The organism is Cryobacterium sp. TMT1-2-1 (assembly GCF_004403955.1).
GTDB classification, from domain to species: domain Bacteria; phylum Actinomycetota; class Actinomycetes; order Actinomycetales; family Microbacteriaceae; genus Cryobacterium; species Cryobacterium psychrotolerans.
Window position 1 is genome coordinate 20900 of sequence record NZ_SOHC01000053.1, and the last position, 14909, is coordinate 35808.

The following is a 14909-nucleotide window of genomic DNA, read 5'->3' on the forward strand; positions in this document are numbered from 1 at the left end:
ATGTCCGTAAAAGAATCTAAACGAAAGCGTGCAAACGTGGCAAACATCAAGTCGCAGATCAAGCGCATCCTCACCAACAAGAAGTCCCAGGAGCGCAACAAGGCGGTCAAGAGCGAGTTCAAGACCGCTATCCGCATCGCGCGCGCCGCGATCACCTCCGGTGACAAGGACAAGGCCGTCGCCAGCCTCGCCGTCGCTTCGAAGAAGCTCGACAAGGCCGTCAGCAAGGGCGTCATCCACAGCAACCAGGCCGCGAACAAGAAGTCCGCGCTCGCGAAGTCGGTTTCCGCCCTCAAGTAGTCTCCGACCGGGGCTTCGGCCCTCGGTTCATAAGTCCCCGCCCTCGCCGGCGGGGACTTTTTTTGCGTTCGTCGCCTGGTTGCACGGTTCCGCCTAGTCGAACGGTTCCGCCTAGTCGAACGGTTCCGGTCGAGTTGCCCCGGTGCACCGGGCGGTCTCGACCGGAACCGGCGACGTCGGCGAGCAGCGGCCCCGCCGGTCAGTCTTCGCCGCGCCGCGCGATCACGCCGATGAGGCGCTCGAGCGCGAACACGGGGTCGCGACCGCCGCCCTTCACGTTCGCATCCGTCTCGGCGAGCATGGTGATGCAGCGGGCCAGGCCCTCGTCGCTCCAGCCGCGGAGGTCCCGCTGGGCACGCTCCACCTGCCAGGGCGCGAGTCCGAACTGGGAGGCGAGCTGGCCGGAACCGCCCCGGACTCCGAACAGCTTGGCCATCGTGCGGATCTTCATGGCGAAGGCGGCGACGATGGGCACCGGATCTGCCCCGGAGGACAGCGCATGCCGGAGCGTGACCAGCGCCTCCCCGTGGCGCCCGGCGATGGCCGAGTCGGCCACCTTGAACGCGTTGGCCTCGACCCGGCCGCCGTAGTAGCGATCGACGGTGACCTCGGTGACCTCCGCACTCGAATCGGAGATCAGCTGCTGGCAGGCGGCCGACAGCTCGGCGAGGTCATCCGAGAACGCCGAAACGAGGGCGCGCAGGGCGCTGGCGGTCACGCGTTTGCCCGCGGTCTTGAATTCGGCCGAGGCGAAGTCGTGCTTGTCGGTGTCCTTCTTGAGTTCGGCGCAGACGATTTCGATGCCGCCGCCGACGCCGCTGCGGATCGTGTCGAGGAGCTTCTTGCCGCGCACTCCCCCGCCGTGCCGCAGCACCAGGTAGGTGTCTTCGGCCGGGTTCTGCAGGTAGTCGAGGGCCTCGGTGAGGAACGCGTCGGTGCACTTCTCGACGGAGCGCACCCGGATCAGGCGAGGCTCCCCGAACAGCGAGGGGCTGGCCAGGGTCAGAATTTCGCCGGGCGCGTAGCTGTCGGCCTGCACGTCGCTGACCTCGAGCTCGGGGTCCTCGAGCTTCAGGAAGTCCCGGAGCTGCCGGATGGCGCGTTCGGCCAGGAATGATTCGGTGCCGGAGACCAGCAGGACCGGCGCCGGACGCACCTGGTGCCAGGCCAGCTGCGGGATAGCCGCGGTCTTCGGCGTCGACTTCGAGGCCGACTTCTGGGCCGGCTTCAGTGCCCGTGGTGCGGTGGTGCGAGCGGCCACGCGGTTCCCTTCGATTGCTCGTTCCAGCCTAGCCGGGGCCGGTGACGGGCCCGCGCGCCGGCTGTCGCGCGCGCCCGGGCTCCCACTCGCCCGGGGCGGCACCTTCTCGGTCCACACGGTGAGCGCGCCGCCGCGCTGGGCGGCCGGCGCAACCACGAGCATCCCCTGCCGGTCGGTGCGGAAGGCGGTCGTTCCGACTCCGGAGAGCATGTCCAGCAGCGCATCCGTCGGGTGCCCGTAGCCGTTGTCCGCGCCGACCCCGATCAGCCCGACCGTGGCGCGGAGGCGGGCGTACAGCTCCGGGCTCTGGTCGGCCGAACCGTGGTGGGCGACCTTCACGACATCCAGTGCCGCCGGCCTGGACGCGCGCGACATGGCGTCCTGCGCCTCCTCGCCCAGGTCTCCGAGGAACAGCGACCGGATGCCGCGCCCGTCGAAGCCGATCGTCACACTTCCCGGGTTGCCGACCTGCATCACCGGTGAGCCCCTGACCGGCCAGAGGATCTCCCAACGCAGCCCGCCGAGGGCCCCGCTGTCGCCCCGGGCAGACTGCCGCAGCAGCGCGCCGCCCTCGGCGAGCCGGTCGTGCAGGCGCCGGTCCTGGTCGTTCTCGGGGATCCCGACCAGGGCGGTGTCCACCCGGCCGAGCACGGCGTCGATCCCGCCGATGTGGTCCATGTCGTAGTGGGTGAGCACGAGCAGGTCGATCCGGTCGATGCCGAGGGTGCGGAGGCAGGCGGCGAGCGGTTTCGGGTCCGGTCCGACGTCGATGAGCGCGTACCGGTCCCCGTCGCGCACGACCACGGCATCACCCTGGCCGATGTCGCAGGCTGCGATCTGCCAGTCGTCGGGGAAGGCGGCGGCCCGCCCGACCCCGGTGCCGATGAGCGACCCGGAATATGCGCCGAGCGAGGCCAGCAGCAGGGCCAGCGCCGCGGTCCGCCGCCGCGCGCCGCGCGCTCCCGCCTGCCGGAAGACGAGGATCAGGACGAGAAGCGTGACGAGCACGATGCCGGTGAGGCCGACGGCCCCGCCGGGCCACGGCAGCCGGCTTCCCGGCAGGGCTGCCGTAGTTCGAGCAACCGCGGCGATCCACGCCGACGGCAGCCAGGCCGCGCCCAGGAGGGTCCCGGCGAGCCCAGGAGCCCACGGCAGCAGCAGGCAGCCGAGGAGTCCCACGACCGTCGCCAGGGGCGCGGCCGGGGCCGCCAGCAGGTTCGCCGGCACCCCGTAGAGCGGGAGGCTGGGGCTCAGCAGCACGAGTACGGGCTGGCAGGCGAGTTGAGCGGCGAGCGGGATCGAGATGAGGGCGGCGAGGCCGGTGGGCATCCAGCGGGACAGCGCCCGGGTCACGGGACCGGCGAGGACCAGCAGGCCCGCCGTCGCGAGCACCGACAGCGCGAAGCCGTAGTTGCGGGACAGCCACGGGTCGCCGGCCAGCAGCACGATCACGACCAGGGCGAGGGCCGGCATCCCGCCGCCGGGCCTCCCGATGCCGATCGAGAGCAGCACGACGGATGCCATCACCCCGGCCCGGAGCACGCTCGGCTCGGGCGTCACGAGCGTCACAAAACCCACGAGCACCGCCAGGGACAGGGCGATCCGCACGCCTCGGCGCAGGCGGAGAGCCCCGCCGAGCAGCATGATCGACGCGATCACGACCGCGCAGTTCGCCCCGGAGACGGCGGTGAGGTGGTTCAGCGAACTCGTCTTCATCTCGCCGTCCAGCTCGTCGCTCACCGCTGTGGTGTCGCCGATGGCGAGGCCGGGCAGCAGGTCGCCGCCGTCGCCGGGCAGCCGGGAGGCCGCATCGGAGAACCCGTGCCGGAGCTCCCCGGCCCACCCGAGCCACCACGGCGGACCCGTGCCGGCCTCCGGTGGGCCGCGTCCGAAGAAGAGAACCGCCGCGGCATCCCCCGGTTGGGCGACCTGAACCGTGCCGGTCAGCCGCACGGAGGAACCGATCTCCAGCGCGCGCGAAGCGGAAGCAGTGGATTCGGCGAACACCACCACGGGAACGGACACCGGCACGGTCCGGCCGTCCAGCCGCAGCTCGGTGAGGGTGCCGCGGAACCGGACCCGACTGGAGAAGCCGCTGAACCCCTGGAACGATTGCGTCTCGGCGGCCATCGTGCCGATCGTGACGGTGCCGGTGACGATCGCGTGCCGTTCAGCGGCCGACCTCACCTCGCCCGGGAGCCGCGCGGACGCGGTGGCGGCGATGACCGTGGCGACGAGCGCGGCGGCGGCGAAGGTGACGCCGAGCGTACCCCACAGGGCGCGCCAACCCGGGCGGCCCGGGGCTGGCGCCGGGGCTCGCCATCGCCCCCGAAGCTGAGACCCTTTCTGGGACCGCGACCGCCGAGGCCAACGATCGACGAGGCCGATCCCGATGGCCGCCACCGACCCCAGCCAGAGCAGACCAGCCGCCGCAGCCACCTGCCCCGGAGCGGCGCAGAGCACCCCGGCAGTGAGCCAGCAGGCTGCGGCCGGGGCGGCCAGGCGCAGGTCGGCCGTCACGGCGTGACCAGCGCCTTCAGGCCGTCGAAGGTCTTGTCGCCGATTCCGGTCACATTGCGGAGGTCTTCGACGGCGGCGAACGGGCCGTTGGCCTCCCGGTAGTCGATGATGCGCTGGGCCATCAGCGGCCCGATCCGCGGGAGGGTGTCGAGTTCCGAAGCGCTCGCGGAGTTGAGGCTGACCTTCCCGCCGGCGGCGTGGGCCGCGCCGCCGGACCCGCCCGGCGGGGTACCGGGTTGCGTTTCGCCGAGCTTCGGAATGTAGAGCTGCTCCCCGTCGCCCACGAGCCTGGCCAGGTTGACGCCGGCCGGGTCGGCCGTGGCCAGGAGGCCACCGGCGGCCGCGACGACGTCGATCACCCGCGCCCCGTCTCGGACTTCGAAGAGACCGGGCCGCCGAACCGCGCCGAGTACGTGAACGAACAGGATGCCGCCGCTGTCTGCCGAGGGGGACGTGGGAACGCCGGACCCCTCGTTGTCGCCTCCGGACGACCCGGTTCCCGGGCCGCTGCCGACGGGCACGACGACCTGCCCCGGCGGCTGCCCGAACGCGGACACGACGACGGCGGTCACCAGCGCGACAATCAACAGCACAACCGCGGCGCCCACCCCGATGCGGCGGCGCGCGCGTTCCGGGGCACGCGCCGACGGGGCGAGGCGTGCGAGGGCATCACTCGCCTCGTCGGACTCCATGCCGGAAGGCTAGGCCGCGCCCCGGCTCCGCTCCCGCGCCGGCCCCAACCCGTGCGCAATCTCCCCCGCCGCCGCCTGTGGAGGTCTCCTCCCCACCCGCGAAACCGCAGTTGTGCGCGCTAAACGCCCTTCATAAATGGCACAACTGCGGTTTCGCGGGGAGGTCAGGGCTTCGTGACGATGCTGACCAGGCGCGGGGCGCGCACGATCACGTTCACGATCTCGCGGTCGCCCACCGAGCGGATGATGGCGGCCGACTCGCGGGCCAGCTTCTCCAGGTCCGTACTCGTGATCTTCGGCGACACCTCGAGGCGGTCGCGCACCTTGCCGTCGACCTGCACGACGGCGGTGACCGCTTCCGCCACGAGAAGCGTCGGGTCGGCCTTGCGCCACTGGGCCAGGGCGACGCACGGCTCGTAGCCGAGGCGCTCCCACATGTCCTCCGCCGTGTACGGCGAGAACAGGTTCAGCGCCATCGCGGTCGTCTCGGCCGCCTCGCGGACCGCGGCATCCCCGCCCCCGGCGCCCGTGTCGATCACCTTGCGGGTGGCGTTCACGAGCTCCATCAGGCGGGCGACGACGACGTTGAACTTGAACGCCTCGATGAGCGATGGGGCGTCGGCGAGGAACCGGTGAGTCACCCGACGCAGGGCCTGGTCGCCCGTCTTCCACTCGATGCCGGGCGTGCTCGTGACGTCCCTGGCCATGCGCCACGCGCGGGCGAGGAACTTGGCCGAACCAACCGGCGAGACATCCGCCCAGTCGATGTCGTCCTCGGGCGGGCCGGCGAAGGCCATGGTCAGGCGCACGGCGTCGACGCCGTGCCGCTCAACCTCCTCGGTGAAGTAGACGAGGTTGCCCTTGCTCTTGGACATCTTGGCGCCGTCCAGCACGACCATGCCCTGGTTCAGCAGCGACGTGAACGGTTCGGTGAAGGTGACGTGACCCAGGTCGAAGAGCACCTTGGTGATGAAGCGCGCGTACAGCAGGTGCAGGATGGCGTGCTCGACGCCGCCGACGTACTGGTCGACCGGCGCCCACTTCTCGGCTTCCTTCGGGTCGAAGGCCTGGGTGTCGTCGTTGGGGTTCAGGAAGCGCAGGAAGTACCAGGAGCTGTCGACGAAGGTGTCCATCGTGTCCGCGTCGCGGCGGGCGGGAGTGCCGTCGATCGGGTTGGGCACGTTGACCCAGTCCGTCGCCCCGCCGAGCGGCGAGGTGCCCTTGGGCGTGAGGTCCAGGCCCTCGCTGGAGGGCAGGAGGACGGGAAGCTGGTCCTCCGGGACCGGGATCTCGGAGCCGTCCTCGCCATGGATGATCGGGATCGGGGTGCCCCAGTAGCGCTGGCGCGAGATCAGCCAGTCGCGGATGCGATAGTTCTTCGCCGTCCGGCCGGTGCCGTCGCTGGTGAGCTGTTCGATCATCCGCTTGACGGCGTTGTTCTTGCTCAGCCCGTTGAGCGCGCCGGAGTTGATCAGGCGGCCCTCCCCGGTCAGCGCGATGCCCGTGGCCGCCGGGTCCAAAGGCGGGAGTTCCTCGCTGCCGTCGAGCATGGCCTCGGTGATCACCGGGATCGTGCCGGTGACCGGGGCGGTGGTGTCGACGACGACCCGCACGGGCAGGTCGAAGGCGCGGGCGAAGTCCAGGTCGCGCTGGTCGTGGGCGGGGACGGCCATGACCGCGCCGTGCCCGTAGTCCGCGAGCACGTAGTCGGCCGCCCAGATGGGCAGGCGCTCCCCGTTGGCGGGGTTGATCGCGTAGCGTTCGAGGAACACGCCGGTCTTCTCCCGGTCGGTGCTCTGGCGCTCGATCTCGGTGCTGTTCTGCACCCGGGTGAGGTAGCCCTGGAAGGCTTCCTGAACGGCGGGCGAAGCGCCGGCGGCGAGCTCGGCGCCCAGGTCGGAGTCCGGGGCGACGACCATGAAGGTGGCGCCGAACAGGGTGTCGGGGCGGGTCGTGAAGACGCTGATCGGGGTGTCACGGCCCTCGATCACGAAGTCGACGTCGGCGCCGATCGACCGGCCGATCCAGTTGCGCTGCATGGTGATCACCTTGGCCGGCCAGCTGCCTTCGAGCTGGTTGAGGTCGTCGAGCAGCCGGTCGGCGTAGTCGGTGATCTTGAAGTACCACTGGGTGAGCTTCTTCTTCACGACAACGGCGCCGCTGCGCTCGGACGTGCCGTCCGGCAGGACCTGCTCGTTGGCGAGCACGGTCTGGTCCACCGGGTCCCAGTTCACCCAGCTGTCCTTGCGGTAGGCGAGGCCCTTCTTGTAGAGCTGCAGGAACAGCCACTGGTTCCACTTGTAATACTCGGGGTCGCTGGTGTGCAGCTCGCGCTCCCAGTCGAAGGATGCCGCGTAGAGCTTCATGCTCTTCTTCTGCTGGGCGATGTTGTCGTAGGTCCACGCCCGGGGGTCGATGCCGCGCTTGATGGCGGCGTTCTCGGCCGGCAGGCCGAAGGAGTCCCAGCCGATCGGGTGCAGCACGTTGAATCCCTGCTGGCGCCAGTACCGGGCGACGATGTCGCCCAGCGCGTACACCTCGGCGTGGCCCATGTGCAGGTCACCGGAGGGGTAGGGGAACATGTCGAGCACGTACTTGCGCGGGCGGGTGTCGTCGGGGTCGCTCGTGCGGAAGGGCTTCCGTTCCTCCCAGACCGGCTGCCACTTCGCCTGGATGGCCGCGAAGTCATAGAGGTCTTCGTCGGTCTCGCGGCCGCTCTCGGCGCCGGTCGGTGCGGTGTGCTGCTCGTGTGCCACGTGGCTCTCATTCGGTGCGGTGTTGGGGACGTGCGGCTCGCCGGCATCCGCCGACGGCTGGGCCAGGTTCTAGGTTACTCACTCCCGGGGTGGCGGCGTCGCGTGGGTGCGGTGCCGGCGCCGAGGGCGTCGAGCAGGGCAGCGGCCTTGATCCGGGTCTCCTCGATCTCGGAGGCCGGAACGGACAGGGCCGTGATTCCCCCGCCCGTGCCGATGGATGCTCCGTCGCCGTCGAGCACGATGCTGCGGATGACCATGGCCAGGTCCACCGCGCCGTCCAGCCCGACGTAGCCGAACGCGCCGGCATAAATGCCGCGCGGGCCATCCTCGAGGTCGTCGAGGATGGTCATGGCGCTGATTTTCGGGGCGCCGGTCATCGACCCGGCGGGAAAACAGGCGGCGACCGCGTCCACCGAGGACAGGCCGGGGGCGAGCCGGGCCTCAACGGTGCTGACCAGCTGGTGCACGTGCGCGTAGCTCTCCACGGCGAGCAGGCTGGAGACGGTGACCGAACCCAGCTCGGCGATCCGGCCGAGGTCGTTGCGCATGAGGTCGACGATCATCAGGTTTTCGGCGCGCTCCTTCTCGCTCGATTCGAGTCCGGCGCGCAGCTCGTCGTCGAGCGCGGCGGTGCCCCCGCGCGGGCTGGTGCCCTTGATCGGCTTCGTGGTGACCAGGCCGTCGCGGGTGACGGCCAGGAACTGCTCCGGCGAGGCGCTGAGCAGGGCGGTGGCGCCGAAGCGCAGCAGGCCGCCGTGGTGGCTGGGACTCCCGGCGCGCAGGGCGAGGTAGGCCACGACCGGGTCCGGCCGCGCGTCGATCCTGATCTCGTTGGTCAGGCAGAGCTGGTAGGCGTCGCCCTCGCGGATGGACGCCTGGCAGCGGAGGATCAACTCCGCGTAGCGTTCCGCGTCGTGTCGCCAGTGCGCCACCGGCCGCGCGGCATCGACCGGCACCGGCCGAGCGGCATCGGCCGGCACCGGCTCCGGCGACGCACGCAGGGTCGCGCTGACCGCCCGCGCCCAGTCCTCCGCGCTCCCCGTGCCGTCCACCGTGCCCTTCTCGGCGCTCCAGGAGGGCACGTGGATGAGGGCAGTGACCGTGCGGGCCGCGTGGTCGAAGACGAGGGCGCGGTTGACCTCCAGCAGGGCGGCATCCGGGTACCGGGACACGTGCACGGGCGTCCCGACCGTCTGCGCCCCGAGCTCATAGCCGAGCCAGCCGACCCAGCCCAGGCGGAAACCCTGTTCCGTCGTGTCGTCCAGGGCGGCGCGGCGCGCGAGGTCCTCGCGGAGGAACTCGAAGATCGTTTCCGGCGACGTGATCGCCGGCGCCGGCTCCACGGACGGATCCGGGGCGCCCACCACGGTGACAGTGACGGTCCCGTCCGGAACGGAGGCGGTCACGAACCGGGAACCCGGGGCGGCCTCCGCCAGGTAGCTGACGCCGGTCTCGGCGCCCTCGCCGGCGTCCAGCCAGAAGGCGTACGGACTGCTCTCATAGAGGGCGACGAAGGCGCGCGCGGGGTCCCACCATCGGGGCAACACCGCACGCTGGATTGACCCGGTCACGACCCCAGCCTAGGAGACAGCGAGCGACTCGGAGATCTGTCCGGCCCTCCCCTCGTCCGCCGCGCGATCGGGCCTGGCGCAGGGCCCCGGCCTGGTTCCCGATCGCCAACCGGCAGAGAGAGCGGTCGCGCTGCTCGTCGAGATGCTCGCCGACGACCAGGCCCTTGCCCCGGGGCAGGAAGGGGGACCGCCCGAAGGCGACCTCCCCCTGCCACCGCGTCGGACGCTGCACCGGCTTACTTGACTGCCTTGCTGCCCTTGAATTCGAGATCCACGGTTCCGGACCCGTCGCCCTTGGTCGTGCCGTTGACGGCGGAGGTGGTCTCCCCAAACGTCATCATGGTGTGAGCGATAGCGTCGGCCATCTGCTCCAACACGGCCCGGCGTCGAGGCCCGGGAAACCGGCCTGCGGGCGAGAATATCCGTCGAATTCGTGGGAAGTGGCTAGAACAGTTTTGCCTGCTTGAGCCAGGCGGCAGCGATGTCTTCGGCCTTCTTCTGGTCGTTGAAGCTCTGGGCGTTCAGGCTCACCAGGTCCTCGGCGGACAGGGCCGCGCTGACCGTATTGAGAACCTTCTCGGCCTTGTCGGTGACCCTGTCGGAGACCACCGGCACGACGTTGTCGGCGAAGAAGAGCCCGTCCGGGTCGGCCAGGGCAACGAGCTTGTCCGACTTGATGTTCGGGCTGGCCGTGTAGATGTTGGTGATCTGGATGTCACCGTCGACGAGGGCCTTGACGGTGAGCGGGCCTCCGCCATCCTCGATCGGCTTGAAGCCGGCGGTTTCGATGCCGTACTTCTCCTTGAGCGCCGTCGGTCCGTAGGGCCGGGTCTCGAGCTCGGCGTTGCCGCCCACGACGATCGGTTCGGTGACGTTCTTCAGGGATTCGATGTCGGTCAGCTTGTACTTGTCGGCGAACGCCTGGGTGACGGTCCAGGAGTTCTGGTCGGAGGCATCGGCTTTGTCGAGCACGCGGAGACCCTCGGGCAGGGCTTCCTGGAGGGTTGCGTAGGTCTCGTCGCTCGTGCCCCCGGCCGCGTTCTTGTCGAGGGCCTGCAGCAGGCTTCCGGTGTACTCGGGGAACACGTCGATCTTGCCCGCCTCGATGTCGGGAAGGTAGACCTCGCGCTGGCCGATGCGAAAGTCCCGGTCGACGGCGATGTCGTTGGCCTCGAGCGCCTGGGCGTAGATCTCGGCGATGATCTCGTTCGAGTAGTAGTCCTGCGATCCGACAATCAACTTGTCGCCGGACGCCTTATCCGACCCGCTGTCCAGCGGGTCGCCGGACGCACACCCTGCGAGGGCTACGACGGCCCCAACCCAGGCCGCACTGACTAGCGCGAGCCGGCCTCTTTTTACTGTGAACATCTATTTTCTTCCTTTCGCGATGGTGGATTCCATCCCCGGGCGAGGTCTGACTGACCCGGCCCGGACTTCTGTGGGCCGACCCGCGGCAACGCCGCGCGGCAGGATGACTCTGTGGATGACCGAGAAAATACCCTCCAGGACCAGGGCCAGCAGGATCACGAGGATCGAGCCGCCCAGCATCTCGGCGTAGTCGCGGGTCTTCAGTCCGGAGAACAGGAAGCGACCGAGCCCGAAGTCCGCGACGTAGGCGGCCAGGGTGGCCGTGGCGACGACCTGCAGCGTTCCCGAGCGAAGACCGCCGATCAGCAGCGGCAGCCCCAGGGGGATTTCCACCTTGCGCACGATCTGCCACTCGGACATGCCCACCGAGCGCGCGGCGTCGATGGTGGCCCGGTCGATCGCCTCGAATCCGGTATACGCGCCGGCCAGCACCGGCGGAATGGCCAGCACGGTCAGCGCCACATACGGTGCCTCGAGTCCGATACCGACCCACAGCGCCACCAGGGTGAGCAGGCCGAGCGTCGGCAGGGCCCGCAGCCCGCCGGACACCGCCACCGCCAGGCCCCGGCCGCGTCCGGTGTGGCCAATCAGGAAGCCGAGCGGAAGGGCGAGCATCGACGCCATCAGGAGGGTGACGAAGGTGAAGACCAGGTGCTCGAGCAGGCGCGAGGGGATGGAGCCGTCCCCCACGTAGTTGGCCGGGTCGAAGATCCAGTTCAGCGCGTCCAGGAAGAGAGTCATTTGGCCGCCTCTCCGCCGTGAACGGCCGCGCCCAGGGCTTTCGGCCCGGGGGTTAACGGGGCCGACGAGCGCGTCGGACGTGCCGGGCGCGACCACGGCATCAGCAAGCGCCCCAGCGCGACGAGCGCCCCATCGAAGGCCAGGGCGAGCAGGACGGTGCACACGATCCCGGCCACGATCTCGGCTTCGATCCCGCGCTGGAAGCCGTCGGTAAACAGGCTGCCGAGACTCTGCACCCCGATCACCGCGCCGACCGTCGCCAGGCTCACCGTGCTCACGGCCACAACACGGAGGCCCGCGAGGAGCACCGGCCCGGCCAGCGGCAGCTGCACCTGCCAGAACAGGGCCCAGCCGGAGAAGCCCACGGCGGTGGCCGACAGGCGCACATCGGGGTCGACCGAGGCCAGGCCGTCGGCGACCACCCGCACCATCAGGGCGACGCCGTAAATCGTGAGTGCGATGACCAGGTTGAGCGGGTCCCGGCCGCTGGTGCCGACGATCGCCGGCAGAACCACGAACAGCGGCAGCGAGGGGATGGCGTAGAGCAGACCCACCGAGATCAGGATGAAGCCGCGGCCCAGGCGGAATCTGTGCGCCAGCCACCCGATCGGGAGCGCGATCAGGAAGCTCAGGATGATCGGCGGCACGCTGAGCACGAGGTGATCAAGGGTGCGGTCCCAGATGAAGTCGAGGTTCGACCAGATCCAGGTCACCGGGAATCCCCACCCTGCGCCGAAGCACCCGAACCCGGAACCGGGTCGGCCTCGCCGGGACGTGACCCGCCGGTGAGCACCCCGGCCAGCCGACCCTCGCTGTCGACGAGGATGTCGCGGCCGCCTTGGCTCTCCAGGTGCAGGGCGCGCTTGCCCCGATCGGCGCCGACGAAGCTGGCTACGAAGTCGTCGGCCGGGCTCGCCAGGATCTCCGTCGGGGAGCCGACTTGCGCGACCCGCCCGCCCTGGCGCAGGATGACGACCTGGTCGCCGAGCAGGAACGCCTCCTCCACATCGTGGGTGACGAAGACCACGGTCTTGCCGAGCTCTCGCTGCAACCGGATGAGTTCCTGCTGGAGTTCGGCACGCACGATCGGGTCGACGGCACCGAAGGGCTCGTCCATGAGCAGGATGTTGGGGTTCACGGCGAGGCCCCGCGCCACGCCGACGCGCTGCTGCTGCCCGCCGGAAAGCTGGCTCGGGTAGCGGTCCGCCAGGGAACGTTCCAGGCCGACCGTGTCGAGCAGGGCCAGGGCATCCGCTCTCGCCCGCTTCTTCGGCACGCCGCGCAGCAGCGGCACGGTGGCGACGTTGTCGACGACGGTGCGGTGCGGGAGCAGCCCCGAATTCTGCATCACGTAGCCGATGCTGCGGCGCAGCTTGACCGGCTCCAGGCCGGCGATGTCGACCCCGTCGATCTCGATGGCGCCGCCGGTGGGATCGACCATGCGGTTGATCATCCGCAGCAGGGTGGTCTTTCCCGAGCCGGAGGAGCCGACCAGGACGGTGGTCTTGTGGGAGGGCAGCACGAGGCTGAAGTCATCGACGGCCAGGGTGCCGTCGGGGAACTGCTTGCTTACCGAGCGGAACTCGATCATGGACGTGGCTCATTCCTCGCGGGGACCGGGTCAGCGCGCGGCGAACCCAACCACACTGTATTCGTAAGTCGCTCTCAAATCGGATTGGCAGCACAGAAACGGATTCCCGCCGGGCCCGGCGCGCGGGCACGCCTCAGGAGTGGTGGGAGAGGACCGGGGCTTTCGAGCCGACGCTCGGCCCGTAGTAGCCCACGAGGTAGTCGTGCATGATCCGACGGCATTCGGCGATGATCCGCTCGTCGCCCTGCAGGTCGGAGGCGAAGGCGCGCGACAGCAGTGCGTCGGCCATTTCGACGGTCATTTCCAGCCGGAAGTTCAGGTCGGGCCCGGCCGGCAGGCCGAACTCCTCGGCGAGGATGCCCGCGAGGCGGCGGGCGAAGAAGCCCGATTCGACGTCGTCCGAGTCGACCTCCGCCGTGCGCTCCCGGTCGGCGAAGTGCAGGATGCGGAAACCAGCCTCTGACCGGTAGAGCCCTACGAACGCGGTGACGGCGCAATCGACGGCATCCCACCAGGTTTCCGGACGGGTGAGCTTCATCTCCTCGACGAAACGCTGACGGAAACGCAGCACGGCGCGCTCGCGCAGCGCGTGCAGCACGGCAACCCGGTCGGGGTAATAGCGGTACACGGTGCCGATCGAGGCGCCGGCCCGTTCGGCGACCATCGCGGTCGTGATCCGGTCGAAGCCGACCTCGTCGACCACTGCTGCGGCGGCGTCGAGCAGGGCAGACAGTCGGGCTGCACTGCGCTGCTGCATGGGTTCGGTGCGGATCTGCTGGCCCTGGCCGGCTGATCCCTCCCCGATGATGTCATTAAGTGACACGTTTCCTCCTCGACGACTCGTCATATCCTACGGGTTACCGACTGTGGCTTCGTGTTGCGGCGCGCATGACAGACTGGGTAGGTGCCAGAGTCCCCCGAAACGCCGAGCATGACCGCCCCAGCGAGCATCATGCACAGGGCTGCCCGCGCCGAGGACTGGCTGCACGACGTGCGGGAGCGGTACGCGCGCAACCGCGGCTACCGGCCGATCATCATCCCCTATGCCGGCTACGGGACGACCGAGCGGGTGCGCATCCTCTGTCGTGTGCTCCTGGCCAAACCCGTTGATCCCGAGAGCCAGGCGAAGCAACCCCGGCGCCGCACCGACGGACGGGATTCGGGCATCCGCGGCTGGCGCAGCTTCACCAGCGTGCCCGTCAACGACGTGACCGTGACGATCGAGATCGGCGGGGGAACCCACCGGGTGCAGGCCGACCGGGGCGGCGTGGTCGACACCGTCGTCGAGGCCCGGCTCGCGCCGGGCTGGCACGTGGCCCGGTTGCACACGGATGACTCGGCGCCGGTCGAGGCGCCCTTGTTCATCGTCGCACCCGCGGTGCGCCTCGGAATCATCTCCGACGTCGACGACACCGTCATGGTGACGACCCTGCCTCGCCCGCTCCTGGCGGCCTGGAACACGTTCGTGCTCGACGAGCACGCCCGGGTTCCCACGCCGGGCATGGCCGTGTTTCTCGACCGCCTCGTGGCGGCGCACGAGGGCGCCCCGGTCATCTATCTCTCGACCGGGGCCTGGAATGTCGCCCCGACGCTGACCCGCTTCCTCTCGCGGAACATGTATCCGGCGGGTGCGCTCCTGCTCACCGACTGGGGGCCCACGCACGACCGCTGGTTCCGCAGCGGCCGAGACCACAAGCGGGCCAACCTGCGCCGACTGGCCCAGGAGTTCCCCGACATCCGCTGGATCCTGATCGGCGATGACGGCCAGCACGACGAGGCCATCTACAGCGAATTCCAGCGTGACTTCCCGGCGAGCGTCGCCGCGGTCGCGATCCGCCGGCTCTCCCCCAGCGAAGCGGTGCTCGCCGGCGGCCGGTCCAGGGATGCCGCCCAGGCGCGTCCTGGCGCGCCCTGGGTCTACGGGCCGGACGGTTCGAGCCTGGCCGACCAGCTCGCCGAACACGACCTGTTCTAGCAGGCTGGTCTAGCAGGCTGGTCCAGCAGACCGGTCTAGACGCTATGGGGTATTGAGCTGGGGCCTCCCGATCGCATAGACCGTGGGTTGCGGGCCGGGTGTGTCTGGCTCGTAGTGCCACATATGTGAGGGAG

12 protein-coding genes and 1 pseudogene are annotated in these 14909 nt (G+C 69.9%); 2 read left to right on the forward strand and 11 right to left on the reverse strand.

The window, feature by feature from the left end:
- The first annotated feature begins 36 nt into the window (after positions 1–36).
- Positions 37–300 (forward strand): 30S ribosomal protein S20, encoded by a 264-nt coding sequence (rpsT, locus tag E3T33_RS09460; RefSeq protein ID WP_092324572.1) that lies wholly within the window; start codon positions 37–39, stop codon positions 298–300.
- A 199-nt stretch (positions 301–499) separates the two neighbouring features.
- Here the strand turns inward: rpsT and holA are convergent, their stop codons facing one another.
- The 11 genes and pseudogenes from holA to E3T33_RS09510 all read right to left on the reverse strand — a co-directional run bounded on the left by holA (position 500) and on the right by E3T33_RS09510 (position 13623).
- Positions 500–1531: a DNA polymerase III subunit delta gene (holA, locus tag E3T33_RS15575; RefSeq protein WP_241982897.1), complete on the reverse strand. Its 1032-nt coding sequence runs from the start codon at positions 1529–1531 to the stop codon at positions 500–502.
- 348 nt (positions 1532–1879) lie between these two features.
- Positions 1880–3691, reverse strand: a pseudogene (locus E3T33_RS15580) (ComEC/Rec2 family competence protein); the annotation flags it as partial.
- 386 nt (positions 3692–4077) lie between these two features.
- On the reverse strand, positions 4078–4773 hold the full coding sequence (locus E3T33_RS09470; protein WP_092324575.1) for a helix-hairpin-helix domain-containing protein: 696 nt from the start codon (positions 4771–4773) through the stop codon (positions 4078–4080).
- A gap of 164 nt (positions 4774–4937) precedes the next feature.
- The gene (leuS, locus tag E3T33_RS09475; protein WP_092324577.1) at positions 4938–7529 is read right to left on the reverse strand and encodes a leucine--tRNA ligase; all 2592 of its coding nucleotides are present in this window, start codon (positions 7527–7529) and stop codon (positions 4938–4940) included.
- A gap of 74 nt (positions 7530–7603) precedes the next feature.
- Positions 7604–9100, reverse strand: coding sequence for an anthranilate synthase component I family protein (locus E3T33_RS09480; protein ID WP_092324578.1), 1497 nt, complete (start codon positions 9098–9100; stop codon positions 7604–7606).
- 236 nt (positions 9101–9336) lie between these two features.
- Positions 9337–9465, reverse strand: a complete 129-nt coding sequence (locus E3T33_RS15680) for a hypothetical protein (RefSeq protein ID WP_256332763.1) — start codon at positions 9463–9465, stop codon at positions 9337–9339.
- A 79-nt stretch (positions 9466–9544) separates the two neighbouring features.
- Entirely contained in the window at positions 9545–10468 is a 924-nt protein-coding gene (locus E3T33_RS09490) for an ABC transporter substrate-binding protein (protein ID WP_092324580.1), read from the reverse strand.
- Positions 10469–11209 carry an ABC transporter permease subunit gene (locus tag E3T33_RS09495; RefSeq protein ID WP_092324581.1) on the reverse strand — a complete coding sequence of 247 codons (741 nt, stop codon included), beginning with the start codon at positions 11207–11209 and terminating at the stop codon, positions 10469–10471. It abuts the gene before it with no gap.
- Positions 11206–11922: an ABC transporter permease gene (locus E3T33_RS09500; protein ID WP_092324583.1), complete on the reverse strand. Its 717-nt coding sequence runs from the start codon at positions 11920–11922 to the stop codon at positions 11206–11208. The genes E3T33_RS09495 and E3T33_RS09500 overlap by 4 nt, the downstream gene beginning before the upstream one ends.
- Complete coding sequence (locus tag E3T33_RS09505) at positions 11919–12800, reverse strand: ATP-binding cassette domain-containing protein (RefSeq protein WP_092324585.1); 882 nt, start codon at positions 12798–12800, stop codon at positions 11919–11921. Before E3T33_RS09505 ends, E3T33_RS09500 begins: the two co-directional genes overlap by 4 nt.
- Before the next feature lie 133 nt (positions 12801–12933).
- A complete protein-coding gene (locus E3T33_RS09510; protein WP_092324586.1) occupies positions 12934–13623 on the reverse strand; it encodes a TetR/AcrR family transcriptional regulator in 690 nt (229 codons plus the stop codon).
- 129 nt (positions 13624–13752) lie between these two features.
- Here E3T33_RS09510 and E3T33_RS09515 point away from each other — a divergent pair, with 129 nt between their 5' ends.
- Complete coding sequence (locus E3T33_RS09515; protein ID WP_092324599.1) at positions 13753–14775, forward strand: phosphatase domain-containing protein; 1023 nt, start codon at positions 13753–13755, stop codon at positions 14773–14775.
- Positions 14776–14909 lie beyond the last annotated feature (134 nt).